This window comes from Marinomonas rhodophyticola, from assembly GCF_026113935.1.
Classification (GTDB): Bacteria; Pseudomonadota; Gammaproteobacteria; order Pseudomonadales; family Marinomonadaceae; genus Marinomonas; species Marinomonas rhodophyticola.
On record NZ_JAPEUL010000009.1, the window covers coordinates 431,701 to 454,786 of the forward strand.

The following is a 23,086-nucleotide window of genomic DNA, read 5'->3' on the forward strand; positions in this document are numbered from 1 at the left end:
TTCTTCGGCTGTGCTGTCTAAGCAGCATAGCCTGTATTCTCGCGCTCTTTCCTAAAAAAATACTGCCAAGTCCTGTAATAATATGGGACTCTTTGGTGTCTAATTCCTTGAGTTACACTTATTTATCACGGTCGAATTGCAAAGCCCTTTCGGAGTACGAATGAAAAAAATTGGATTGCTGGTTTTGATTGCCGCCTTGGTGGTGGGTTTTTTCTATTTTGACTTGAACCAGTGGTTGACGCTGCAAGGGCTAAAATCCGGTCTGGTAACCTTTGAAGCGTGGCGCAGTGACAGCCCAATTTTTGTCAGTGGGGGCTTTTTGCTCTTGTACGTGATTGTGACGGCGTTGTCTTTGCCGGGCGCGGTGATCATGACCTTGGCCGCTGGTGCCTTGTTTGGCTTGCTGTGGGGCACGCTGATTGTGTCGTTTGCCAGTAGCATTGGGGCGACCTTGGCATTTTTGGTGTCGCGTTACTTATTACAAGACGCAGTGCAGTCGCGCTTTGGTGATCGCTTAAAAGCCTTTAACGAAGGCATTGCACGAGACGGTGCCTTTTATTTATTCACCCTTCGTCTTGTGCCTATCTTCCCTTTCTTTTTGATTAATTTGCTGATGGGTTTGACCGCAATTCGTGCTTTGACCTTTTACTGGGTGAGCCAAGTGGGTATGTTCGTTGGTACTGTGGTGTATGTCAATGCGGGCACACAACTGGGGCAACTGGAAAGCTTATCTGGCATTTTATCGCCTTCTTTGTTGCTGTCTTTTGTGTTGTTGGGTGTGTTTCCGCTGATGGCGAAGAAAATTTTGGATGTTATTAAAGCACAACGTGTGTATGCGGGATTTACCAAGCCAAAATCCTTTGATCGTAATTTGATTGTGATTGGAGCAGGGGCCGGCGGCTTAGTAAGTGCTTACATTGCCGCAACGGTGAAAGCCAAAGTGACGCTGGTTGAAGCCCACAAAATGGGTGGCGATTGTTTGAATTATGGTTGTATCCCAAGTAAAGCATTGATCAAGAGTGCGAAAGTCGCCCATCAAATGCGCCATGCTGAAAACTATGGTTTAAACAGCAGCGAGCCGACGTTTTCGTTTAAAAAAGTCATGCAGCGTATTCACGATGTGATCGCAAAGATCGAGCCTCACGACAGCGTTGAGCGTTACAGCAAAATGGGAGTCGATGTCGTACAAGGTTACGCAAAATTGATTGACCCATGGACAGTCGAAATTCAGCTGAACGAAGGCGGCACGCAGCGTTTAACGGCGCGCAGCATTGTCTTGGCAACGGGGGCACGTCCTTTTGTGCCAGATTTACCGGGCTTGGAAGAAGTGGGTTATTACACTAGCGATACTCTGTGGGAAGCGTTTGCCAAGTTAGACGAGCCACCGAAGCGGCTGGTGGTGTTAGGCGGTGGACCAATTGGTTGTGAATTGGCCCAGAGCTTTGCACGCTTGGGGTCTAAGGTGACGCAAATAGAACGCTCGACTCGCATTATGAGACGAGAAGACGAAGATGTGTCGGCTCTGGCACAAGACAGCCTCATTCAAGATGGTGTGATCCTGCTGACCTCCCACAATGCTGTGCGCTGTGAGAAGGAAGGGGGTGTGAAACGTCTGATTGTTGAGCACGAGGGTCAAGAGTCGGTGGTGGAGTTTGATGCGTTGATTTGTGCGGTGGGCCGCGAAGCGCGTCTTGAAGGTTATGGTTTGGAAAACCTTGGCATTGAGACCAAAGGCACGATTGTCACCAACGATTATCTTGAAACCTTATATCCGAATATTTTTGCCGCAGGCGATGTGGCAGGCCCTTATCAATTTACTCATGTGGCGGCGCATCAAGCGTGGTACGCCGCGGTGAATGCCTTGTTTGGTTCGCTGAAAAAATTCCGTGTCGATTACCGAGTGATTCCTTGGACCACTTTTATTGATCCTGAAGTGGCGCGAGTGGGCTTGAGTGAGCAAGACGCCAAAGACAAAGGCATTGCCTATGAAATGGTGCGTTATGAATTAGATGATCTGGATCGAGCCATTGCCGACAGTGCCGCGAAAGGCTTTGTGAAAGTGCTGACGGTGCCGGGTAAGGATAAGATTTTAGGCGTCACTATTGTGGGCGAGCGCGCTGGGGATTTGCTGGCGGAATTTGTGTTGGCGATGAAACATGGCCTTGGCCTGAATAAAGTGCTTGGCACCATTCATACATATCCAACTTGGGCGGAAGCCAATAAATACGCCGCTGGGGAGTGGAAACGCGCTCATGCGCCACAGCGTATTTTGAATTGGCTGGAAAAATACCATACTTGGCGTCGAGGTTAAGCGATGAAAAAACGTCGACTATGGGTTTTGACTCTCTTGAGTTTTACGGTGTTGGGTTTGTTTAGCTCTCTGGCTAGCGCGGCAAATACCTTCGATCATGGTCAATGGGATGCTTTGTTAAAACAGCATGTGCTGCCATTAAATGGGGGTCAAGTCACTCAAGTTGATTATCAAGGTTTTGCTTATGACAAGGTGCCGTTAGAAGGGTATCTGGCTGAGTTATCTCAGGTGACTCAGGTCGAGTTTGATGCTTGGTCTAAAGACGAGCAATTGGCTTTTTTGATCAATGCCTACAATGCGTGGACGGTGGCGTTGATTCTGACCAAGTGGCCTGATTTGGACTCGATCAAAGAACTGGGTCGTTTGTTTAGCTCGCCTTGGAACAAGTCGTTTATTCCGCTATTGGGAGAAACTCGATCTTTGGATGATATCGAACACGTTATGATTCGCGGCTCTGATCGTTATCAAGATCCGCGTATTCATTTTGCTGTGAATTGCGCCAGCATCGGTTGCCCAGCATTGCGCAACCAAGCCTATACTGGACAGCAGTTAGAGGCTCAATTAGAGCAACAAACACTGCTTTTCCTCGAAGATCGCAGTCGAAATCGAATAGAAGGCGGAAAATTAGCGCTTTCCTCGATTTTTAAATGGTATCGAGAAGACTTTGAGAAAGGTTGGAAAGGGTATGATTCACTGGAACAGTTTCTAGTGAACTACGCGGTTTCTTTGTCTCTCAGCCCTGAAGACATAAAGCAGCTCACAGAGAAAAAGATGTCGATCCGCTTTTTAGATTATGACTGGGCGTTGAATAAAACCTTATAAATCCGATCCTGTGAATGGGGAAAAACTCTTCATCATTTCCCAAAAAAGATTCGCCTGGTAACTTTGTGTTTGATGGCGTAAACGAATCATAAAAATAGGCAGCTGATTGTGTGAGGTAAAGTTTTCTACTTCAATTGGTATCAGTTGACCATTATCCAATTCGGCTTGAATGCAATGTTTTGGCATTCGCGCCCAGCCAAGACCGTGTAATAGCATGGCTTTTTTGGCTAAAAAATCATTGACGTACCAACGCTTTCCCGTTGGTAAAATATATCTATGGCCATTTTCTGGCGAATTTTCTGCGGTATTGGTGACCAGTATTTGCGGTACGGCGTACAATGATTGTTGTTTGATTTTGGTGTCATTTGCATTGAGATTGCTGAGTAAACTGGGACTAATCACCGTTATCATGCTGATTTTATTGAGTTGAATAAAAGCATGTCGGTCATCGAGTCCGTATCTTGGGCCAATGGCAATTTCGCATTTATTTTTTGCCAGCTTTTCTTGAATACCATGAAGGTGATCTGTGGTGATGTCTAGGGCGATATCCGGATATTGGTTTTGAAAGGCTTTGATTCTTGTCATGCAATCATCGTCGAGTCCCCATCTGGCTTAAACTAATGTGCAGGGGAGCTTCTGTGCCTTGGGCAAGATCGTGACCTAAGTTTTCCAGTTGCAGTACTTGCGACATGAGCTTTTTACTTTGTTGAAAAAAGCGTGACCTTCTGTCGTTAATGTTGGGCGATAGCTGTTTCGATCAAATAATTGGATGCCGTATTGTTCTTCTAAGGCTTTTACCGCGGCGCTGATCCCCGGCTGAGTTTTATGGATAGAGTCTGCCGCTGAACGAAAACTTCCCGTTTCGACGACCGCAATAAAGGCTCTTAGTTGATCCAATTTCATAATGTTCACCACATGATCATTAATTCTAATCGTTTTAATAATAAAACGAGATTATTTATTGTTCATTATATGTCTTATGATGGCTCACATAAATGAGGATTATCCTTATCAATGAACAAGGAGAGAATAAGTGGATTCTGCATTTGTTGTGCTATTTTTAGCGGGATTAATAACCGGTTTTTCTAAGTTTTCAGTCGGTGGTATGGGCTTGTTGGTATTGCCTATTGTGATGATCGCCTTTCCAGGCCCTGAAGCTCTGGGAATGATATTACCCTTGTATATCATTACCGATATTTTGGCGGTATGGAGCTATCGATCTAAAATAGCATGGTCAGTGTTGGCGCGTTTTTTACCTTTGGCTTTTTTAGGTGTGCTGGTCGCCAGCCAATTATTGGCTAACATCAATGCCGACCAGTTTGTGAGCTTTTTAGGTTTGATGATTATTGTGATGATCGCTCTGGGCTTGTATCTGGATTTTCGTCCGGCCTCGTTCATGCAAAAACCATGGGCGGCTTACTCCATGGGCTTTTTGGGTGGTATTGTGACTATGATGGCCAACGCGGCTGGTCCCATTTTTAGCTTGTTTTTGCTTGAGCAAAAACTGAGTAAAGAGACGTATGTGAGCACCCGAGCGTGGGCGTTTTTTATCATTAACGTGGTGAAGTTACCCTTTTATATCAGCCTAGGTTTACTAACCCTGGAAACGACACAAGCCAGTTTGTATGCCGTGCCAGGGCTGATGGTCGGTTCATTTATTGGCTATCATTTTTTGAAAAAAGTAAACCCAGTTCAGTTCAAATGGATGATCCGCATTATGTCGATGATTGCGGCCGTGAAGTTGTTTCTGTTTTCGTAGCGCATACAATAGGGCTGTACAAAAACATACAAAAATAGCTGTGTTCCGTCTTGTATTGTCGGCTGATGTTCCATAATAGTCTGTATGGGCAACTACTTTTGTTGGTTATTGTACAGCTAGGCTCAATAGTGGATTTTTGTATGGAAAACAGACCAGAAACTAATATCCAGTTGAAAGATATTTTGGAGATGGCGCCGATTGCTGTCGCTTGGTCGGATATTACCTCAGATCGGATCGATTACATAAATAAGTCGTTTAGCACGCTCTTTGGTTATTCTTTAAAGGACCTTCCTGATCTAAATACATGGTATGACCATGCTTTTCCAGATCCTTATTATTATCAACAGGTTATCGAACCTTGGATACGTCATAATCAAGAAAATGTGCCAGTAGAAGGGCTAAGCACTAGAATGTTTTGCAAGGATGGTTCGGTTAAAAAAGTGAGAATCTCCTTCTCTATCGTTGCCGATAAAAGGTTATGGTATTTCAATGATATAACCGATTATTGGATTGCTGAAAAAAGGTTGCGTGCGCGTAGTGAAATGCTGGAAATGGTGGCGAAAAGTTCTGCATTAACAAACATCCTTGATGTTATTGTGAAACAGATTCAGTACGAAAGTCCGCTCTCTTTATGTAGCGTGCTACTCTTTGATCAAGCCTCACAATGTTTGTTTTTAGGAGCGGCGCCAGATTTTCCTGATTTTTATAATAAAGCGGTTGATGGTATTAAAATTGACCTCAATGTTGGTTCATGCGGTACGGCCGCTTATTTAAAAACGCGTGTCATAGTAGAAGATATTTTCTCTCATCGATATTGGCAAGATTATACGGCGCTGGCGAGAAAAGCGGGTTTAGCTGCATGTTGGTCAGATCCCATTATGTCATCAAAAGGGGAATTGTTAGGGACTTTTGCCATTTATAAACGCATACCCTCTTCTCCCACCCAAAAAGAGCTTGAGTTGATCAATTTTGCCAGTAATCTGGCCAGTATTGCGATTGAAAGTTTTAGTTCTCGTGAAGAGCCTCGAACGACGGGCTTATTTTGATCATTTGACTGGTTTGGCGAATCGCGGCCATTTTTTTGAGCAATGCGAAAACACTTTGTCTAAAGCGCGTACTGAGAAGACGTCACTTGCTGTTTTAATGATGGATGTTGACCATTTCAAAGGTGTTAACGACGCTTATGGTCATAAAACTGGAGATTTAGTATTGCAAAAATTGGCCGAGATGAGCCTATCTACTTTGAGGAAAGATGACATTATTGCGAGAATAGGTGGAGAAGAGTTTGCAGTTTTGTTGCCAGCGACGGATCAAGACGAAGCTATCCGAGTCGCACAACGATTAAGAGCACGAATAGAAGAGGGTGGTGTGCTGAGTATTGATGGCCACAAAATTTCGTTTACCGTATCGTTAGGGGTGTCTTATTGTAAGCATGATGATTGCTCGACGGTTAATGAATTGCTGAATGCGGCGGATGATGCTCTCTATCAAGCGAAAGCGGCAGGTCGCAATTGTGTCTTTTCACAGTAAAATACATTGAAAAATATATGAGCAAACAAAGTTACTTATGAGTTCGAAGAATTATCTTTCAGGTTACAGTCTCCACGTACAACAACAAGCACAAGCCTTAATTGAGTCAGAAAAATCTGCCCAGTGGTTGTTAAGCAAGTATCCTATCGCTCATAGCTTAGGTGGCGCCAGCGGTTTGTATGATTACGCGTTAGAGATAAAAAATACCTTTATGCGCAGCTCACCTCCGATCAGTAAGGTGATTTACGATGACAAAATTCATGTCATCAACAATGCGCTTGGCCTGCATACTTATGTTTCAAGAATGCAGGGCAATAAGCTCAAAGCCAAGAATGAAATCCGTATATCCTCTCTGTTTCGACAAGTTCCAGAGACCCTTGCTGAGAATGATTTTAGTACATGAGTTGGCTCATCTGAAGGAAAAGGCCCATGACAAAGCGTTTTATAAGCTTTGTTGTTATATGGAGCCTGATTATCATCAGTTAGAGTTCGACCTTCGCCTGTATTTGAGTCATAGAGATCGCTTTGGAGAGCTTTGGCTCTAAACAGTCTGTTTTTCCTTTCTATCAAAATTAACATCCATTATTTTTGCACATTTATTCGATTCCTTGATTTATCTTGGTTGGCACATATCTCACACCCAAAATAATAAAACATTGTTTTATTATTTTGGGTGCATTGGTTTGAAAATGCTTCCAAAATGAAAAGTAAAGGTTTAAATTAAAACCCCTACCTAATAAAAATAAAATGGTGTTTTAAAATGAAGATCAAAATTGTCTCTGCAGCAGTCCTCATTGGACTAACGAGTATGGCGGCTCATGCAACTAGCATAAATATTCGCCATGAATACTTACCTGAGTACGATGGCCAAGATGCGAAGCATGCCGATCGAATAGAAGTGAGCCATCGCTTTGCTAATGGCATCGGTTTTGGCGTAGAAGCTAAGTGGAAAAGCCAAAATGAAGATGCATTTGGTGAGCAGACGGGGAATGGTCAGCAAAGTAATATTAGCTATCAGTACAAGTTGTCTGACACCTTGACGTTAACTCCTCAATACAAGTGGGAGTCTGGTTCGGATAAAGTCGGTCATCAATTTAATTTAAGCCTTGGCTATAAAGTAAACTCAGATTGGTCACTTGGTTTTCGTCATCGGTATCATTATGAGAATGTTGTCGGTAAAGATAACTCTCATTACAACCGTTGGACTTTTTCTGCGGGCTATAAAGGTGTTGAAGATTGGTCTTTTGGTGCCGATCTTGATTATACCTTTAATGAAGAAAAATCTGGTCCAAGATGGAAGGATGAACAGTCCGCTATCTCAGAGGTGAATGTTAAGGCTGAATACACAGGCTTAAAAAAATGGTTGGAGTCCTTTTGTAGAGCTGGGCTTTGTGCCTTATAAGTCGGGTGAAAAATACAGTTTTAACGGCTCAGACGTGACAGCCAATGATGAATGGCGCCCACGTTATAGAATTGGGGCGAAGTACAGTTACTAATAGTCAAAGACACTGAAGAAAAACGCTTATCCATGAAGGCATATGAAAGGCCTATTTTTTCTTCCCTTTTAAATATTCCTTTTTGGTCTGAATGAGATGAGCAATACAAAAAACACCTGTTGGTTTATCTACAGGTGTTTTTTGTTTTCATTACGGCTAATAGAAAGGGAGTAACGCTTTGGTAGTGATGGTGACAAGTTGATCAAAAGCTTTGTGAAATCAGTAGAGCTGCGGTATAGCCTTGGGTACGGTTTTTGGCTTTGAACTCCTTGTAGGCGTGGAAAGAGACAAAGGGCAAGCCTGGACGGAAGAAGCTTAGTTCTGGTCCCGCCGCGATTACCGAACCTCGGTTACCATCCACAATGTTGCTACTCGCTGGTGCTTTGTCATCGATTAGCTGTTTGTAAAAGAAACCACCTAGGCCGATAGTCCAATCACTGAAGTGCTGACCTAGAGCAAATTCATGTCGATATTCTGTTCCACTGGTGTAGTTGGTGTCTTTGTTTTCTGTGTTTATGTCTAATTGAAAACTGGATGACACTTCAAGTCCGCCTTCTGTTAAATAGGTGACGTTAAAGGCGGGGGAAATGGTCCAGTGATTGAGTCCCCGTAGTAATGGTGTCATCTTTGTCATAGTGACCTGTTGGGATTTGTATTTGCAGCTGAGTGTTGGTCGCCAAATTATCCGCTGGATGCCACTGTAATATATAGGGAATAATCTGAATATCGCCTAGGCCTGAGTCCGATCCGACTACAGCAATATCGGCCTTGGGAACACGACCATCAATCTCCATATCTAGCATCGGGATAACAATACCATAGCCATAATTTGCCCCTTGGAAACGATGCTCTGTCATCTTTATATAAGTTAATGACAGTGATTTTACTGTTTGGGAAAAGTCTTTTAGCTTGTCTTCACCCGTACCGTTTAGATTCTTATCGGCATGATAAATAGAGGATCGTATAGAAAAAGCCCCCATATCGGTTACGGGTGGCATATAGCCAGCGCTAAAACCATAAATGCCAGGTGCCGTGCTCGGAGCACCATTTTCTGTGGCCAATGTTGTCGCTGATGCTATCAAACCAAAACTTATCGTCAGTACTGAAATCAATGCATTGTGATTCATATCTTACTCTCTCTGCTCATTTGTTATTTTTATTGATACATCCAGAGCTAGCATGACAAGTGCCTTTGGCTTATTCATATCCTATTTAGGATAAGCGTGTGTTTTTAATGAAAAGGATTTGTCGTGAATGCACAAGCACGATGTGAATGGACAGAAATGCTGTATTGCCTAGAAATCATTTGGCTATCATTTATTTTTGAGGCTCGTGTATTCTCATTTATTGCACTTTTTATCTTCTGTCGCTTTACCATAAAAATAATGAAATAAGTCGAGAACGGGTCCTCTATTTCAGCCCGAGGGCCATGAAAAAGACAGTGATTGCCAAATAATGACAGCGTGAATGGTAGGTCTTTATTCGTTCTTACGTTGAGGGGGTCGCATGTCTTCTTATTATGTCAATAAACTCTTACCCGAACTTTATCGCTGCGTGGATCATCCTACGCAATGGGTCAAGGTGTTAGATCAATTGCGTGATGACCTGGATGTCAGCAGTGTCGTTGTGCAAGTGTTTGATCGGTCTAATACTGGAGATTTGGTACAAAACTGGGTAATGAGGGATTCATTTTCGTTAGCGAATGCAGCGTTACATGATAAATGGGTGAACAATGCGGATAACCCTCGAATGTACATCGAGACAACGGATAGTTTAACGATTATTAGGGACGAGGAGATTTTTTCTTTGCCGTCACCGACGATTGAGCGTTTTTATGAAAGCTTGAAGCAAGCACGTTTAGGTCATGCCATATCTCTTGAAATAAAATCCCCTAATAACCAATATATTGCGCTTATTGCCCACCGTAAATATGGTGACAAACGAGGCTTTAGCCGATTTTTTGATGAGTGTTTTCAGCACTTAGCGCCACATATTCAGCAAAGTGTTGCGTTGAGTGAGAAGTTTAATCGATTATCTTTGCAAAATGCTCATATTAACCAAGTGGCGAATCACATCAATCTAGGCATGATGCTACTTACCCCCAATGGTAGAGTGTATTGGAGTAACCAATGTGCAAAGGAATTGCTTCAGCGTTCTGAGCATATTCGATTAATCAATGGGCAGCTGACCTTTATGCATTCTACTGACCAACAAGTGTTTAATACTCTATTTGCTAAAGCATCCTTTCAAGAAGACCCCCCTCAGCGATTAATCGCAACGGTTGGGCAATACCGCTTAAATCCACTGCAATTACTAGTGACGAACGTGAATGTTCGCCCTAATGGCAGGGACTTACCATTAGAAACAGTTATCGGAGTATTTTTGTCTGAGAGTCATCAAGATTTTGCCCCATTAGAGGGGGAAATTGGTCCGCTGTATGGTTTGACGCCAGCGGAGTCTCGTTTAGCTATTGCGCTTGCGAATGGTTTGTCTTTAGAGGAGTACTCCCTAGAAAAAGGTGTGTCTATCGGCACTGTACGCATTCAATTGAAAAGTATTTTTTCAAAGATGGACATCACGCGCCAACAAGAGCTTGTTAGAGTATTATGGGCATCCATTTCTGCTCGTACGTGCCTGGCTAAGACTGCGTTATCTATTAACTCATCCCCAAGTTAGTTATGTTTTGTATCCTATTTGGGATATGACTTCGTCTAATGTCGAGTCTCATTATCTGGATCATGTAGACACTTTTTAACCTATTAAAGCCGTTTTAAGGTGTTGTCATATATTGTTCAGAATATTTAAAAGACATTAGAGGAAATATAATGACTAAAATAAAAACATTCCGTCGACTAATGAATACCGGTTTATTATCACTTGCTGTTTTGCCCGTTATTGTTCATGCCGGCTCGGTTGTTGATCCGCTGGTGGCGGCGGTGGGGCCAGAATCGCATGTACCTATTGCGATACAAAATTTACGTTGGGCGATGTTAGATGGCGGTGTGAATACTTTAACATTTCGCTCGATGGATCAATTGTTTACCACTCGCCATGTTGCCCGTTCAGGTGCCATTTCGCCTTTAATGCGTGACGATCATCTGCTTGATTTTTCTTATCAATTTGAAGGTGTAAGTTATCAACCTGAGCAATTTCTTGATCGTACTTTCACTAACGGCTTGCTGATTATGAAAGATGATAAGATTGTTTATGAGAATTATCGTAATAATACCAATCAAGATACACGTTTTATGGCGTGGTCTATGACGAAATCGTTGGTGTCGATTTTGGTTGGGATTGCTCTTGAAGAAGGTCGTATTAAATCATTAGATGAAGACATTACTCTCTATCTTCCAGAACTATCAAAAGGCGCCTATAAAGGCGTGACGATTCGTCAAGTGTTGTCTATGAGTTCTGGCGTAAAATATGAAGAGCGTTATGACTTTGCCAACCCTGGTATTGCGGCTCGTAATCATATTTTAGCCTTAGTAAAAAACGTGGCGCGTTTTGTTGAGCCTGCAAAAACCATAGAGCGTTTGCATGAACCAGGCACCGTACAGGAATATAAAACCATTGATACGGCGGTATTAGGCTTGTTATTGGAGCGAGTTAGCGGCGGTAGTAATGTGTCTGCTTATATGGCGCAACATTTATGGGAACCATTAGGAGCACAAGCAGATGGTTTCTTTATTATGGATGGTGAGCCTGGAGTGGGTCGCGAATTTACTGGTGCAGGCTACAGCGCCACTATGCGAGATTTTGCTCGAGTGGGTTCAATGATGCTGAATAATGGTCGCATTAATGGTAAGCAAATTATCTCACCTGAGTGGGTGAAAATGTCGACAGAGCCATTTATGAAAGAAGATCCTAAGCTTGGCGGCTACGGATACCAATGGTGGACTCGACCAAATACCACGGCCTATTCAGCAATAGGATTGCAAGGACAGTATATCTATGTCGACCCTGATACTCGCACTGTGATTGTTAAGTTAAGTTATTTTCCACAAGCGGAAATGGACATAGCGGAGCAAGAAACCATGGCGTTTTTCAGTGCAGCCTCTGCTTGGAATCCTAAAAAATAATATCAGTGCGCTCTAAATAGGATTTTTGGCATAAAAAGAACGCGGATAGGAGTGACCTAATCCGCGTTTTTTGCTTTTTGGGCCGTGCTTTTAAGCGCGAGCTTCTTTATTTAATCGCGTTGTGGTGTGCTGAATGTGTGTGATTTTTTTAATCAGATAATTCAACAATACGCCGTACAAGGGGATAAATAACCCTAAGCTGATAATGATTTTAAAGCCGAAATCTGCCAGTGCTATGGCTTGCCAATGTTGCGCCATAAAAGGATCAGGGCTTTGATAGAAGGCAATGCCAAAGAAAGCCAAGGTGTCTAAGCCATTACCGAATAGAGTGGAAGCTGCTGGTGCAACCCACCATTGTTTGAGTTGGCGGAGTCGATTGAACACCTGAATATCCAGTGCTTGACCTAGTAAATACGCCATCAGACTGGCAATCGCAATGCGTCCAACAAAAGTGTTGTATGTTCCTAATGCCGCAAAACCTTGAAACTCGCCTTGAGCAAATAAAACGGATAAAACATAAGACACAATCAGAGATGGAATCATCACCAAGAAAATGATTTTACGTGCTAAAGGTGCGCCAAAAATACGCACAGTCAGGTCGGTGGCTAAAAAGATAAAAGGGAAGGTAAAGGCGCCCCAAGTGGTATGAAACCCTAAAATGGTGAAGGGAATTTGGACCAAATAATTGCTAGAGGCAATGATCAGTAAGTGAAATAGAGCAAGATAGCATAATGCTTTATCTTGCTGTGCAGGCGTAAACGTATTCATATTGTGACCTTTTTCGTTTGATTGGGGTGAGGGAACCCAAATTAAAAAGCTCGGATTGGTAAAACGAACTTTTGGCTTTTTGATAATGCCGCATTTGACCTTGTGGTCAAATGCGGAGCGCGATTATACATGAAAACTTTGGTTAAAAAAGCGTCAATGGTGAAAAAAAGTGGTGCAGTGTACCAGAAACGCACATTGATATTTGACCTTGTTATTTGCTGAAAGACTTTACAGAGATCGAATAACCAACACGTGAAATCCAATTGTGGTAGAGCCAGCCGAAGACAATAATTAACAAACAACCTGATAGCACGGGGGTAAAGAGAAATCCCCAAGACACATTAAGCGACGCTATTAGGATAGGATTCGCGCCAGCTGGTGGATGCAGGGTATTTGTTAGCATCATCAAAGAAACACCTACGCCAACACTGACGGCCATACTGAGCGGTGTCACCTCCCAAAAATGCAAGGTTAGTAAACCAATGAGGCTGGTTAGTAAGTGACCACCAAGGATATTTTTTGGCTGTGCCAAAGGGCTTTTAGGCAAAGCAAATAAAATCACCATAGTCGCGCCAAAAGGCGCCATGATACCAAGATAGGCTGGAGCAATCTTTTCACCCTGAGCAAGCATGAAGATACACAAAGCAGCACCAACACCTGCGAGACTAATAATGAAAAAACGGGATTGATGAAAAGAGCGACATAAACGCAATAACATAATAAGAGTCCTTGAAATAATATGAGTAGACCGACTTGTCTCCATAATGGTAGACAGATCGGTTTACTTATGTCAATATTCTTTTATCACAGGGGGAGTAAGATGACTAAGCCAGATTCATTGATACACGCCGCGTTTAAGCTTTTTTATGAACATGGCATTCATGCTGTTGGTATAAATCGCATTCTGCAAGAAACTGGAGTGGCGAAGAAAACCCTATATCATCACTTTGCGAGCAAAGACGCCTTACTTGAAGCGGTATTAATGTATCGAGATCAGGTTTTTATGGATTGGCTCACCTCAAGAATGATGGCCGCTGGAGAGGGAAAAATGGCAGTGTTAGCGCTATTTGATGCGCTTGATGACTGGTTTCATGACAGGGTTGAGGTGTTATTACCTTTTAAAGGCTGTTTTTTCATGAAAGCGAATGGCGAGTTTTCAGATCATATGGTGAATGGCTTATGTCAGCGCCATAAACACAATATAACCGCGTTTATACAGGCAAACCTTGTTGGTCATAGCGCTCAGCTGTCATCGGCTGAGTTAGCACAGAGCATCAGTGTCTTAAAGGAAGGGGCTATTTCTCAAGCTTATGTTGCGGGCGACTTAGACGCCGCCAAAAGAGCAAAAGCCATGGCTGTTGCTCTTTTAAGCGAAAAGTGAAAACTGTATCTTAAATGCGCTGAGATTTAATCGTCATCATTGCTGCTGTTAATACGCGCCAATCGATCTTGTTCTTCTTCAAAAGCGTCTTTAATTTCTTGTAATACAGAGTCAACATCGGCGGCCTCAGTAGGCTCTTCGAACTCGCCAGTAAGTTCTGTATCAGGCGTTAGCTTGCCAGCTTCGAACAATGCCCAAATTTCTTTGGCGTATTTTGTTTCCAGCAAGTCAGGTGCGTATATGCCGTAATAATTTCGCATATTGTTAACGTCACGCTCTAACATCCACTCGGCATTGTTATTGGCGGCTGCATCAATGGCTTGAGGAAGGTCGATAATAACAGGGCCATGGGAATCGACAAGCACATTGAACTCTGACAAATCTCCGTGTACTAAGCCCGCACATAGCATACGTACGATATCGCGAATAATGGTGTCATGGTCTCGCCTAGCTTGTTCTTCTGTCAGTACGACATCATTGAGGCGCGGCGCTACTTCACCGCTGTCATCGGTTACAAGCTCCATTAATAATACGCCGTCAAAACAGCCATAAGGCACGGGTACGCGAACCCCCGCATCAGCCAAACGAAACAAGGCATCGACTTCAGCACTTTGCCAAAGACTTTCTTGCTCGTCGCGGCCAAACTTAGAGCCTTTTTCCATTGCACGAGAGCGGCGGCTATTGCGAACCTTTCTGCCTTCTCTATATTGCACCGCTTGTTTGAAGCTGCGTTTACTCGCTTCTTTATAGACTTTCGCGCAACGGATCTCTGATCCACAGCGAACGACGTAGACGGTGGCTTCTTTTCCGCTCATTAATTGTCGAAGAACTTCGTCTACTAAACCATCTTCGATGAGGGGTTGTATTCTTTTTGGGATTTTCATGCGGCTCGTTATACAGTGATTTGATGATAAATGAAACAACCAGAGAATGACTGTGGTGCTTGCCAATACTCAGTTAAAAATAGCCCTATCACAGACATAGTGACAGTTTTTCCACTCTAAAGTGAACCAGGTTATTCGTCAGAATCGCGTTTTTTATATTCATTCCTCACCAAATACTCAATCATTTCATTGATTTTCATGTTTTTTTCTTCAGCTAAGGCATTGAGCTTTTGTTTGGTATTAAGCGTCATGCTGATGCTGTAGGGTTTTTGCCACTCGATTTTTCACGGAATTTTTTCTGACTCCATGCCTTCTTCATTTTATCAATGACGAGTGCTTTACGGTCTACGTTATCAGATAAATCGATAGTAGCAATAACCGCGGCTTTTTTCTGTATTAGAGGTGGGAATCCAGGCTTGTTCTAAAGGTCTTTGAGTGATGTTTTGTAGGTAGGACCATGCCCAAGCCCATTGAGTTGGATTGTTGTCTTCAAGCCACTGAATGATGGTTTCGTTGAAACGAATATCCTGCCATTTGGCTTTTAAGTCTTCGAGTAAATCTTGCTGTTGCTGGGCATCCGCTTCGCCATCGTAAAAGGCATTTAAAATATCGACTAGTCTGTCCGAGACGTTATCTCTTTCTGTTGAAAAGGCTTTCTCTGACAGTAATAAATATGTGTTTTTTTGAATCGCTCCCTGCTCTTGGTTGGCCTCTCTCTTTTTTGTGTAGCTTTTTAAGTAACACCAAATCCAATTGCATAATCGTTCGTCTTTTTTATCAATCCAACGAAAGTAACTTGAGGGAAGTTGGGTTGCTCTGAAGGCGGAGCGCATTTGCGTGGCGAAATTTTTAGGCGCTCGATTTCTTTGTACTAAATTGTCTAGCTCTTCATTGAGCTTTTTGACGCGTTCGGCATGTGTATTCCCCCGTAAGTTTTTCAGCGAGGCACTTCGAATATTACTTAGTAAATAATCAGTGTAAAAAGCGCATTCTCTTTCCGATCTTGCTTCCAGAAATTCAGTATCGCCTTTAATCATATTTATTCATTCCTTTTTTGTTATTAGAGCATTCGAATATATTGATTATTACTGTGTAGTATGTTTCGTAAATAGTACGTGGATTTGTGTAACCTTACAATAATTTTACAGTTGATTTGTTTATTTTTTATTCATCTTCTAACGGCTGGATGTTAATGGGATGGACAAAAAAGTGTTGAGCAAAGAGGATGCATAGAAAGGGATAGGGATCAGCTTTGGTAGGACGAGGTAGAGCAAAGGAAGCTTGGTGATATGGCGAAATGAAAGTCGGTTGTGACGTGTGATGAGCGTGAAATCAGTGAAGTTGGGGGTGGATCGGCGCACAAAGCGCGAGATGATTGAGTCAAATTCGAAATAACATGGGTGATATGCCTTTGCTTACGACAATATAGAATGGTTTTTGTTAGTCATTTGCACGGATGATATTTCGACCTGCTTGTTTGGCCGCATAGAGGCGTTTATCGGCGATTTTGAAGACATCGTGATTGGAATGGGCCTCATTTGAATAGGCAATACCAATGCTGACGGTAATACCGGTTATGTCATCAATAATAAGGTGGCTTACTCCCGCTCTTACATTTTCGGCCAAGGTCATGACTTGCTGAGGGGTTCGGTTTAATGTCAAAACAAGGAATTCCTCACCCCCCCACCGGCCTAGTAAATCATTAGGATGAATGACGCGACTCAGCTTGGCGGCGATGTGACTAAGTACTTTGTCACCAATTACGTGGCCGTAGGTGTCATTGACTTGCTTAAAATAGTCGATGTCGATGATCAGTATGGCGTAGTTTTGTTTCTGCTCCTCAGTGTCTAAACGTAGCTCAGAGAATACCTTCTCGAGTCCTCTACGGTTGAGAATACGTGTGAGCAAGTCTACATAAGCGTAGTTTTCAAGCATATCGGCCCGAGCTGCGGCTTTGTCTGTTTTAATCCTCAGTCGAATGACAGTCCATAACAGAAAAATGTAGATAAGGTGAGCTATGGCGATATTAAGTACGACTCCCAGAGTGTCACTAAACGACTGTTGTTGTATGAGAACCGCAAAATGACCAATGATAGTGACAGTAAAGACGATGATGGTAGTCGGTGCGGCCTTTTTAACTTCTAGAAAAAGGTAGGCAATGACATAGTTTAGTCCTAACCATTGGGCTGCATTTGAGAACTGGCCATTTGGGGCGGCATGGTGCCACATACTCGAGCTGGTTAAGTATCCTGCCACGATAAAATACGTCATGAAATGCAGGCATTGATGGTTAAGTTTGGTGATGATGCTCAATGCATACATAAGAGCAAATGCGATAAGACAAATGGGATATGCTCGTGCATCAAACGATGAAATGAGTCCACTTGACACATCAATTGCCCAAATTGTACTAAAACCAACCATAGCAATGATAAGTAAGTGACGGAATAACCTAGGCGATACTGAGGATGCGTTTAAATGCTTGTTGTGGTTATCGTACAAAGACTGCATGGTTTGAGCGCCGAGAATAAAACATAGGGCTAGTATATAAGGCTTTTATCCAGTTGTGAGCAATTGGATCGGTAAAGTAAGATTATCTAGTATAAAGAGATGAAAGCCGCCGGTGAAACCCCTGAGGCTTTTTTGTGTTAGAACCAAGAAAATTGACTAGGCAATAAATCGATTTAATTCATTTTTTAGCGACACAGTCGATACTTGCAGCCTATCAGCGGCGTCTGCAATTTCTTCTGTGCTGTTCCTATTGTGGGCGGCTTGATTTTCAACATTGGATACGAGTGATAGTACTTGACGAATATCCATGAGTACTTTAGCCACGTTGCCAGAGGTGTGCTGTACTTTATGACGTGTATCCAACATGGTGGTTGAGCTGTCTGTAATGCTTTGCATTGCTTGAGATGACTCAGAAAGCAATTGCTTGAATTGGCCTTCACTGTCTTTCATTTTCTCTGCGACATTGCTTATTGCTGAAACAATGTTAGCAATGGCGGTACTGGTTTCATTCAGGCTACTTTGTGTTCGAATTGCAAGTTGTCGAACTTCATCGGCGACGACAGCAAAGCCTCGACCTTCTTCGCCCGCCCGGGCGGCTTCAATCGCGGCATTTAATGCTAATAGATTGGTTTGATCTGCTATGCCGCTAATAGCGGAAAGAATATTATTCACATCCTCAGCTTTGCGTGAAAGCGTGTTCAACTCGTCAGAAAGTCTTGATTGGGATTCTGCTGTACTATTGATAATGTCTGTTACCTTACTAAAAGCATGTTGTCCTTTTTCAAGAGAGCGGCTTGCTTTTTGAGTGTCTTCCACGGTTAAGGTTAGCTCTTCATCGGAAGAAGCAAGTAGATCGCAAGTAGATGTGGCATGTAGGCGAACTTCATCAACGGCATGGGCGATTTTTTGTGCGGCGACACGGATTTCTTTACTGCTGCCTTGTAGTTGAGAAGACACGGCAGAGTTTTCGATTGCCGACTGTGTCGATATAGATAGGGTTGATTGGAATTCGGTAATGAGATGATTGAAGTCTTGTAAAAGTAGTCCGATCTCATCTGGGCTGGTTTTCGTGCGTAGTGTAAGGTTGCGTGTTGTTGCTATAGTGCGCATTAATGCCTGCGCTTCTGCCAATGGTTTGAGTATGCGAGAGATCAGCCAGAAGATAATAATCGAAGAGAGTAAAAATATAATTAATCCAATAATACTGGAAACCAATAACGTGGCGTTTAGTTCTGTTTGAATAGTAGAAATAGGAGTATCTACACCCACCACAAATGTTTTACCTGAGCGGGTTGTGTAGGGGATGAATACTGACCGGAAGGTACCCCATTCATCGGTATATTCATCAAAAATAGGCGTGGCATTGTTTTTTGAGAAAGCGTTGACTAACTTATCACTTGGTTCATCGTAAGTCGCTAGAGGAGAGCGGAATGTTTTTTTCGACATCTTCTTGCTCTGGCGTGTCGAGTACAAAGAGCACTTTATCAGACGGTTTAATCATGGTGTACATGTATTTTATGTCTGATGATTGCAGTATGTTGTAGGCTTTTAATTGCAGAGCATCTGACTCAGCTTTGGAAAAATTTCCGTTGAATGCATCATCATATACGTTGTCGTCAATTAATTGTCTGGCAACTTGTGCTGCAAATACAAGATTACTGTCTATTTGGTCATACAGATCGGTTTTTCGCACATCATAAAGATGGAAAGTGTAGCTAACACTGGCTAAGGCGCTGAGCAAAAGGACTGTGGATAATAGACGAGATTTAATCGTGGTGAACATTTGATTTCCTTTCAAAGCGAGCGTTGTAAATGGTTTTTATCCACGTCTATTTGAGCATGAGATAGCCAGATTATAAGAGTGAATTCATTTCTGTCTAATGTTTTCTTTTGGGCTTTTTATTTTTAGAAGAGGTCAGTCCTAACGCCTTGGCCCTTAATTCTTTTTTTGATGGTTGGCGCTTTTTAGGTGCGTCTATTGTTTTGGTCAAGTCGGGTTCAAAACCTGGTAACCATTGCGGTACAAAATTTTCACCCACTAGTTTTTCAATATCCGCTAGTAAATAGCGTTCCGCTTCGCTGACCAAAGAAATCGCTAGGCCCGTTGTGCCAGCACGCCCTGTACGTCCTATACGGTGAATATAATCTTCAGCGTTATAAGGGAGCTCATGATTGATCACATACTGTAATTGATCTATGTCTATGCCTCTTGCTGCAACGTCGGTTGCGATAAGAGCCTCTCACCTTGCCTGCTTTAAAGTCGGCTAATACACGTTCTCTAGCGCCTTGAGATTTGTCTCCATGAAAGGACTGAGTCGCAATACCGTCCTTTTGCATTTCGTTGGCAAGTTCATCCGCGCCCTGTTTAGTGCGGGTAAAAATGAGTACCTGCTGCCAATTTTTAGAACCGATAAGAAAAGACAGCAGGGCGCTTTTTCGCTTTTTATCAACGGCATAGATACGTTGTTCTACTTGTGTTGCCGTGGTATTACGGCTATCGACTTCGATCAGCTGTGGCTCTTTTAATAAGGTTTTACTGAGAGCAAAGATGTCGTCATTAAAGGTTGCGGAAAAGAACAGTGTCTGTCGTGTCTGTGGCAAATTTTTTAATATCCTTTGGATATCGATGATAAAGCCCATGTCCAACATTCTGTCTGCTTCATCTAAAACCAATGTTTGTAATGCACTGACATTAATCAGTTTTTTCATAATCAATTCAAGTAAGCGTCCTGGTGTCGCAACTAGTACATCGCAACCTTGCTGCAAGGCATCTACCTGTACGTTGAGGCTTGCACCACCGTAAGCAACAACCGAACGGATGGATAAATTTTGACCGTATTTGACAAAACTAGCGTGAACTTGCTGCGCTAGTTCGCGGGTAGGTGTCAACACCAGAACTTGGATGCATTGGGCTTGATTTGTACTTTTATTGTGTTGAATGCGATGCAGAAGAGGCAAAGCAAAAGCGGCTGTTTTTCCAGTACCCGTTTGTGCGCCAGCCATGACATCTTTGCCCATTAAAACGACCGGAATAGCGGCACATTGAATCGGGGTTGGTGTGGTATAACCCAGCTCGTTGACCTGATTTAAAATGTCTTGATGAAGTCCTAAAGACGCAAAGCTCATGGCTGTCTCGCTAATATTAAAGGTGTAAATAAAGAGCGCTAGTGTAGCACTTTGTTATTGTCTAGTTAGTGGCATTGGCAACAAAAAGCAGAGGCTTTTGGTGGCTCAGACTTGTTGAACTCTGTATCTGTGCTCAGGTTGGCATGGTGCTGATGATGTGTGGATGTTTTAAAATTTCATAACTAAGTAACAAAAAAACATAAAGTATCATTTCTTCTTCATTTTTTGCTTATTCATTAAGATATCTCAAATTGTAAATATTTTCATATAAATTAATTTCTATATATATCAGATATTTACTGGTTAATTTTTCAGCTTTAAAAAATTAAGTAAAAAATAAGAATAATTATCTTTGTCTGATTGTTGTAATAAAGTTACTGAAATGTATTATTAATAGTGAAAACACACGTTTTTGTTGAAGTCTATTTATTATAAAAACAACATACAATTAGGTCTGAAATCATGAAAAAAACTATTCTAGCTACTGCTATTGTTAGCAGCATCCTATCTGTAAGTGCTGTTCAAGCGGCTCCTGTCTTTGATGCCAACTTCGAGTTAAATACCGACGCTGTCGATAAAGCGACAGGTGATACAACCTATGACCAGAATGGTCGAGTTGAACTAAACGCTTACAGCAAGCATACGTCTGGCGATAACTTTTTTGCTGGTAAAGGTACTGTGCTATTGAATACTGATGGAGAGGCAACGGTTGATGATGCCTTTATCCAACTAGGTAATGGCACATGGGACTTCCAACTTGGCCGTTTTGAAGCGATTAACTTATTTCCGTTAGCGAAAGATACTTTGATTGTTCATGTTAGTGATGATTATGTTTATCAGGCCAATAAAGTACGTGGTCGCGTAGGTGACGGCGGCGGCCAGATTGCGTTCCATTATAAAGCCAGTGAAATGGTAAAATTTGAAGTGGATACTATTTACGGTGATGGCGATTCTGGTGATTCTTCAGTAGTTGGTAATGGTGATGACACCACTGCGATTTCTGGTGTGCGTCCTTCTGTCACATTTGTTACGGATGCCGCAACTATCAGTGCGGGTTTTGAAAGTGTTAAGTACGACCAAGTTGGTGGTACTAATGTTGATCTATCTGGTTATGGTGTGACAGCGAACTTTGATGTGGCTGCGGCAAACGTTAACCTTGCTGCTGCGTTCAGCAAAGACGATAACACAGATAAGAAAATCTCTTCATTTGTTGCCAACATGGTGTACGGAAACTTTGGTTTGGGTGTGATTGCGTCTAGTGTTGATGATGGCGCAACGGATCCATCTCTAGTGACCACTTATATTGCTTACACTGTACCAGTGTTAGACATTGAAAATGCGACAGTGACTTTCGCAGGCTCTTATTCAACGGCGGATGATGTAGCCGCTGGTGATAATGATAAAACTACCGCAGCACGAGTTCGTTTTAACTACGGTTTCTAACGTGTAGTTAAAGATAAGAGCAATATCGTTGGTTACTCCCTTTTCTGATGATATTGCTCTTCCCTCGTGCTGGGGGCTATTTTCCATCCATCACTCTTTGTTATTCAATGCCGTAAGCAGCTGTAATATTTCTATTTCAGAATATTGTTGGCTGTTGAATATGGGTAAGTTTCGCAAAGGCATATCCGCCACCATGGATTCAGCCATCAATTTATCTGCTTCTGCTGCAGAATCATTTAGGTCTCCCCCATCATTTTTGTAAACACTGACAGCATGCTGTCGAAAAGTGGCTTGCCCAGTGGTTCATTAGCGATGTCGCCCAAGGTTGAATTTACTGTGTAAGGTGTGATGGGTGTTGGTGTTGGAATGTCGTAACCTAATAGAGCGCTAAAAGCCGCATCATTAAAGTCGCGTTTAGCTGGAGTAAAGTACGTGGCCAAAGCGGAATTTGGTTGCTCTGCTGTGATTCCTGTATCTAGGGCAATAGACGCAGTGTCTCGAATATCTTCAACGGAAGAACCAATATGAATCTGATATTCACCGCTTTCTGCAACCCAAGTGGCTTTATTTTTATGCCAATAAGCGAAAGCGCGATAGTCCAGTTCAAATACGACTTCTTTGCTTTCACCAGGCTCCAAGAAAACCTTCTCGAATGCTTTTAATTCTTTAGCTGGTCGAGGTTGAGAAGGGGATTTTTGACCCACATAGCACTGTACTACTTCGGCACCTGCTCTGTTTCCTGTATTGGTAATAGTGATTTGTAGCTTGATGGAAGCGCTTTCATCAAAGGGCGATTTATCGCCACTTAGTAAGGTTAAATGATAGTAAGTGAAATTGGTGTAGGATAAGCCATGACCAAACGGAAAAAGCGTTTTCGTATTGGTGGTATCGAAATAGCGATAGCCAACCCAAATAGCTTCACGGTATTGAACTTGCTTGGTAGTACCAGGGAAATACGGCTGGCTTTGGCACATCC

General features: G+C 42.6%; 26 protein-coding genes. 12 read left to right on the forward strand and 14 right to left on the reverse strand.

The window, feature by feature from the left end; all coding sequences use genetic code 11:
* Nucleotides 1-160 precede the first annotated feature (160 nt).
* Entirely contained in the window at nucleotides 161-2,311 is a 2,151-nt protein-coding gene (locus tag ONZ52_RS16450) for a dihydrolipoyl dehydrogenase family protein (RefSeq protein ID WP_265219791.1), read from the forward strand.
* Between the two features lie 3 nt (nucleotides 2,312-2,314).
* Nucleotides 2,315-3,133: a DUF547 domain-containing protein gene (locus ONZ52_RS16455; RefSeq protein WP_265219792.1), complete on the forward strand. Its 819-nt coding sequence runs from the start codon at nucleotides 2,315-2,317 to the stop codon at nucleotides 3,131-3,133.
* Here ONZ52_RS16455 and ONZ52_RS16460 read toward each other — a convergent pair.
* Entirely contained in the window at nucleotides 3,128-3,718 is a 591-nt protein-coding gene (locus tag ONZ52_RS16460; protein WP_265219793.1) for a substrate-binding domain-containing protein, read from the reverse strand. The two genes, ONZ52_RS16455 and ONZ52_RS16460, sit on opposite strands and share 6 nt — an antisense overlap.
* A gap of 75 nt (nucleotides 3,719-3,793) precedes the next feature.
* The gene (locus ONZ52_RS16465; RefSeq protein ID WP_265219794.1) at nucleotides 3,794-4,036 is read right to left on the reverse strand and encodes a LysR family transcriptional regulator; all 243 of its coding nucleotides are present in this window, start codon (nucleotides 4,034-4,036) and stop codon (nucleotides 3,794-3,796) included.
* A gap of 130 nt (nucleotides 4,037-4,166) precedes the next feature.
* On the opposite strand from ONZ52_RS16465, the gene ONZ52_RS16470 reads away from it, so the two are divergent.
* From ONZ52_RS16470 to ONZ52_RS16490, 6 genes are all read left to right on the forward strand, one after another.
* On the forward strand, nucleotides 4,167-4,892 hold the full coding sequence (locus tag ONZ52_RS16470; protein ID WP_265219795.1) for a sulfite exporter TauE/SafE family protein: 726 nt from the start codon (nucleotides 4,167-4,169) through the stop codon (nucleotides 4,890-4,892).
* Between the two features lie 140 nt (nucleotides 4,893-5,032).
* Nucleotides 5,033-5,938, forward strand: coding sequence for a GAF domain-containing protein (locus tag ONZ52_RS16475; protein WP_265219796.1), 906 nt, complete (start codon nucleotides 5,033-5,035; stop codon nucleotides 5,936-5,938).
* The gene (locus tag ONZ52_RS16480; protein ID WP_265219797.1) at nucleotides 5,907-6,422 is read left to right on the forward strand and encodes a GGDEF domain-containing protein; all 516 of its coding nucleotides are present in this window, start codon (nucleotides 5,907-5,909) and stop codon (nucleotides 6,420-6,422) included. The genes ONZ52_RS16475 and ONZ52_RS16480 overlap by 32 nt, the downstream gene beginning before the upstream one ends.
* Nucleotides 6,423-6,459: 37 nt before the next feature.
* Nucleotides 6,460-6,825: a hypothetical protein gene (locus ONZ52_RS16485; RefSeq protein WP_346433241.1), complete on the forward strand. Its 366-nt coding sequence runs from the start codon at nucleotides 6,460-6,462 to the stop codon at nucleotides 6,823-6,825.
* Nucleotides 6,809-6,967, forward strand: a complete 159-nt coding sequence (locus ONZ52_RS25065; protein ID WP_346433242.1) for a YgjP-like metallopeptidase domain-containing protein — start codon at nucleotides 6,809-6,811, stop codon at nucleotides 6,965-6,967. Before ONZ52_RS16485 ends, ONZ52_RS25065 begins: the two co-directional genes overlap by 17 nt.
* Nucleotides 6,968-7,182: 215 nt before the next feature.
* On the forward strand, nucleotides 7,183-7,824 hold the full coding sequence (locus tag ONZ52_RS16490; protein ID WP_265219798.1) for an oligogalacturonate-specific porin KdgM family protein: 642 nt from the start codon (nucleotides 7,183-7,185) through the stop codon (nucleotides 7,822-7,824).
* A gap of 296 nt (nucleotides 7,825-8,120) precedes the next feature.
* Here ONZ52_RS16490 and ONZ52_RS16495 read toward each other — a convergent pair whose 3' ends face one another.
* Both ONZ52_RS16495 and ONZ52_RS16500 read right to left on the reverse strand, forming a co-directional pair.
* The gene (locus ONZ52_RS16495; protein ID WP_265219799.1) at nucleotides 8,121-8,552 is read right to left on the reverse strand and encodes a SphA family protein; all 432 of its coding nucleotides are present in this window, start codon (nucleotides 8,550-8,552) and stop codon (nucleotides 8,121-8,123) included.
* A complete protein-coding gene (locus ONZ52_RS16500; protein WP_265219800.1) occupies nucleotides 8,491-9,045 on the reverse strand; it encodes a SphA family protein in 555 nt (184 codons plus the stop codon). Before ONZ52_RS16500 ends, ONZ52_RS16495 begins: the two co-directional genes overlap by 62 nt.
* A 379-nt stretch (nucleotides 9,046-9,424) precedes the next feature.
* Here ONZ52_RS16500 and ONZ52_RS16505 point away from each other — a divergent pair, with 379 nt between their 5' ends.
* Nucleotides 9,425-10,594: a helix-turn-helix transcriptional regulator gene (locus ONZ52_RS16505; protein ID WP_265219801.1), complete on the forward strand. Its 1,170-nt coding sequence runs from the start codon at nucleotides 9,425-9,427 to the stop codon at nucleotides 10,592-10,594.
* A 149-nt stretch (nucleotides 10,595-10,743) separates the two neighbouring features.
* The gene (locus ONZ52_RS16510) at nucleotides 10,744-11,997 is read left to right on the forward strand and encodes a serine hydrolase domain-containing protein (protein ID WP_265219802.1); all 1,254 of its coding nucleotides are present in this window, start codon (nucleotides 10,744-10,746) and stop codon (nucleotides 11,995-11,997) included.
* A gap of 90 nt (nucleotides 11,998-12,087) precedes the next feature.
* On the opposite strand, the gene ONZ52_RS16515 is transcribed toward ONZ52_RS16510, so the two are convergent.
* Nucleotides 12,088-12,765 (reverse strand): 7-cyano-7-deazaguanine/7-aminomethyl-7-deazaguanine transporter, encoded by a 678-nt coding sequence (locus ONZ52_RS16515; protein ID WP_265219803.1) that lies wholly within the window; start codon nucleotides 12,763-12,765, stop codon nucleotides 12,088-12,090.
* A gap of 211 nt (nucleotides 12,766-12,976) precedes the next feature.
* The gene (locus ONZ52_RS16520) at nucleotides 12,977-13,483 is read right to left on the reverse strand and encodes an HPP family protein (protein ID WP_265219804.1); all 507 of its coding nucleotides are present in this window, start codon (nucleotides 13,481-13,483) and stop codon (nucleotides 12,977-12,979) included.
* A gap of 102 nt (nucleotides 13,484-13,585) precedes the next feature.
* On the opposite strand from ONZ52_RS16520, the gene ONZ52_RS16525 reads away from it, so the two are divergent.
* Entirely contained in the window at nucleotides 13,586-14,146 is a 561-nt protein-coding gene (locus ONZ52_RS16525) for a TetR/AcrR family transcriptional regulator (RefSeq protein ID WP_265219805.1), read from the forward strand.
* 26 nt (nucleotides 14,147-14,172) lie between these two features.
* Here ONZ52_RS16525 and ONZ52_RS16530 read toward each other — a convergent pair whose 3' ends face one another.
* From ONZ52_RS16530 to ONZ52_RS16560, 7 genes are all read right to left on the reverse strand, one after another.
* On the reverse strand, nucleotides 14,173-15,030 hold the full coding sequence (locus ONZ52_RS16530) for a PA4780 family RIO1-like protein kinase (protein WP_265219806.1): 858 nt from the start codon (nucleotides 15,028-15,030) through the stop codon (nucleotides 14,173-14,175).
* A 353-nt stretch (nucleotides 15,031-15,383) separates the two neighbouring features.
* Nucleotides 15,384-16,067 carry a hypothetical protein gene (locus ONZ52_RS16535; protein ID WP_265219807.1) on the reverse strand — a complete coding sequence of 228 codons (684 nt, stop codon included), beginning with the start codon at nucleotides 16,065-16,067 and terminating at the stop codon, nucleotides 15,384-15,386.
* Nucleotides 16,068-16,470: 403 nt separating this feature from the next.
* Entirely contained in the window at nucleotides 16,471-17,541 is a 1,071-nt protein-coding gene (locus tag ONZ52_RS16540) for a GGDEF domain-containing protein (RefSeq protein WP_265219808.1), read from the reverse strand.
* A 156-nt stretch (nucleotides 17,542-17,697) separates the two neighbouring features.
* Nucleotides 17,698-18,987: a methyl-accepting chemotaxis protein gene (locus tag ONZ52_RS16545; protein ID WP_265219809.1), complete on the reverse strand. Its 1,290-nt coding sequence runs from the start codon at nucleotides 18,985-18,987 to the stop codon at nucleotides 17,698-17,700.
* Nucleotides 18,944-19,324, reverse strand: coding sequence for a hypothetical protein (locus ONZ52_RS16550; protein ID WP_265219810.1), 381 nt, complete (start codon nucleotides 19,322-19,324; stop codon nucleotides 18,944-18,946). The genes ONZ52_RS16545 and ONZ52_RS16550 overlap by 44 nt, the downstream gene beginning before the upstream one ends.
* Nucleotides 19,325-19,418: 94 nt before the next feature.
* The gene (locus ONZ52_RS16555; RefSeq protein ID WP_265219811.1) at nucleotides 19,419-19,721 is read right to left on the reverse strand and encodes a helicase-related protein; all 303 of its coding nucleotides are present in this window, start codon (nucleotides 19,719-19,721) and stop codon (nucleotides 19,419-19,421) included.
* Nucleotides 19,708-20,667 carry a DEAD/DEAH box helicase gene (locus ONZ52_RS16560; protein WP_265219812.1) on the reverse strand — a complete coding sequence of 320 codons (960 nt, stop codon included), beginning with the start codon at nucleotides 20,665-20,667 and terminating at the stop codon, nucleotides 19,708-19,710. Before ONZ52_RS16560 ends, ONZ52_RS16555 begins: the two co-directional genes overlap by 14 nt.
* A 462-nt stretch (nucleotides 20,668-21,129) precedes the next feature.
* Here ONZ52_RS16560 and ONZ52_RS16565 point away from each other — a divergent pair, with 462 nt between their 5' ends.
* Nucleotides 21,130-22,110 (forward strand): carbohydrate porin, encoded by a 981-nt coding sequence (locus tag ONZ52_RS16565; protein ID WP_265219813.1) that lies wholly within the window; start codon nucleotides 21,130-21,132, stop codon nucleotides 22,108-22,110.
* 236 nt (nucleotides 22,111-22,346) lie between these two features.
* Here the strand turns inward: ONZ52_RS16565 and ONZ52_RS16570 are convergent, their stop codons facing one another.
* Nucleotides 22,347-23,084: a fibronectin type III-like domain-contianing protein gene (locus ONZ52_RS16570; protein ID WP_265219814.1), complete on the reverse strand. Its 738-nt coding sequence runs from the start codon at nucleotides 23,082-23,084 to the stop codon at nucleotides 22,347-22,349.
* Nucleotides 23,085-23,086 lie beyond the last annotated feature (2 nt).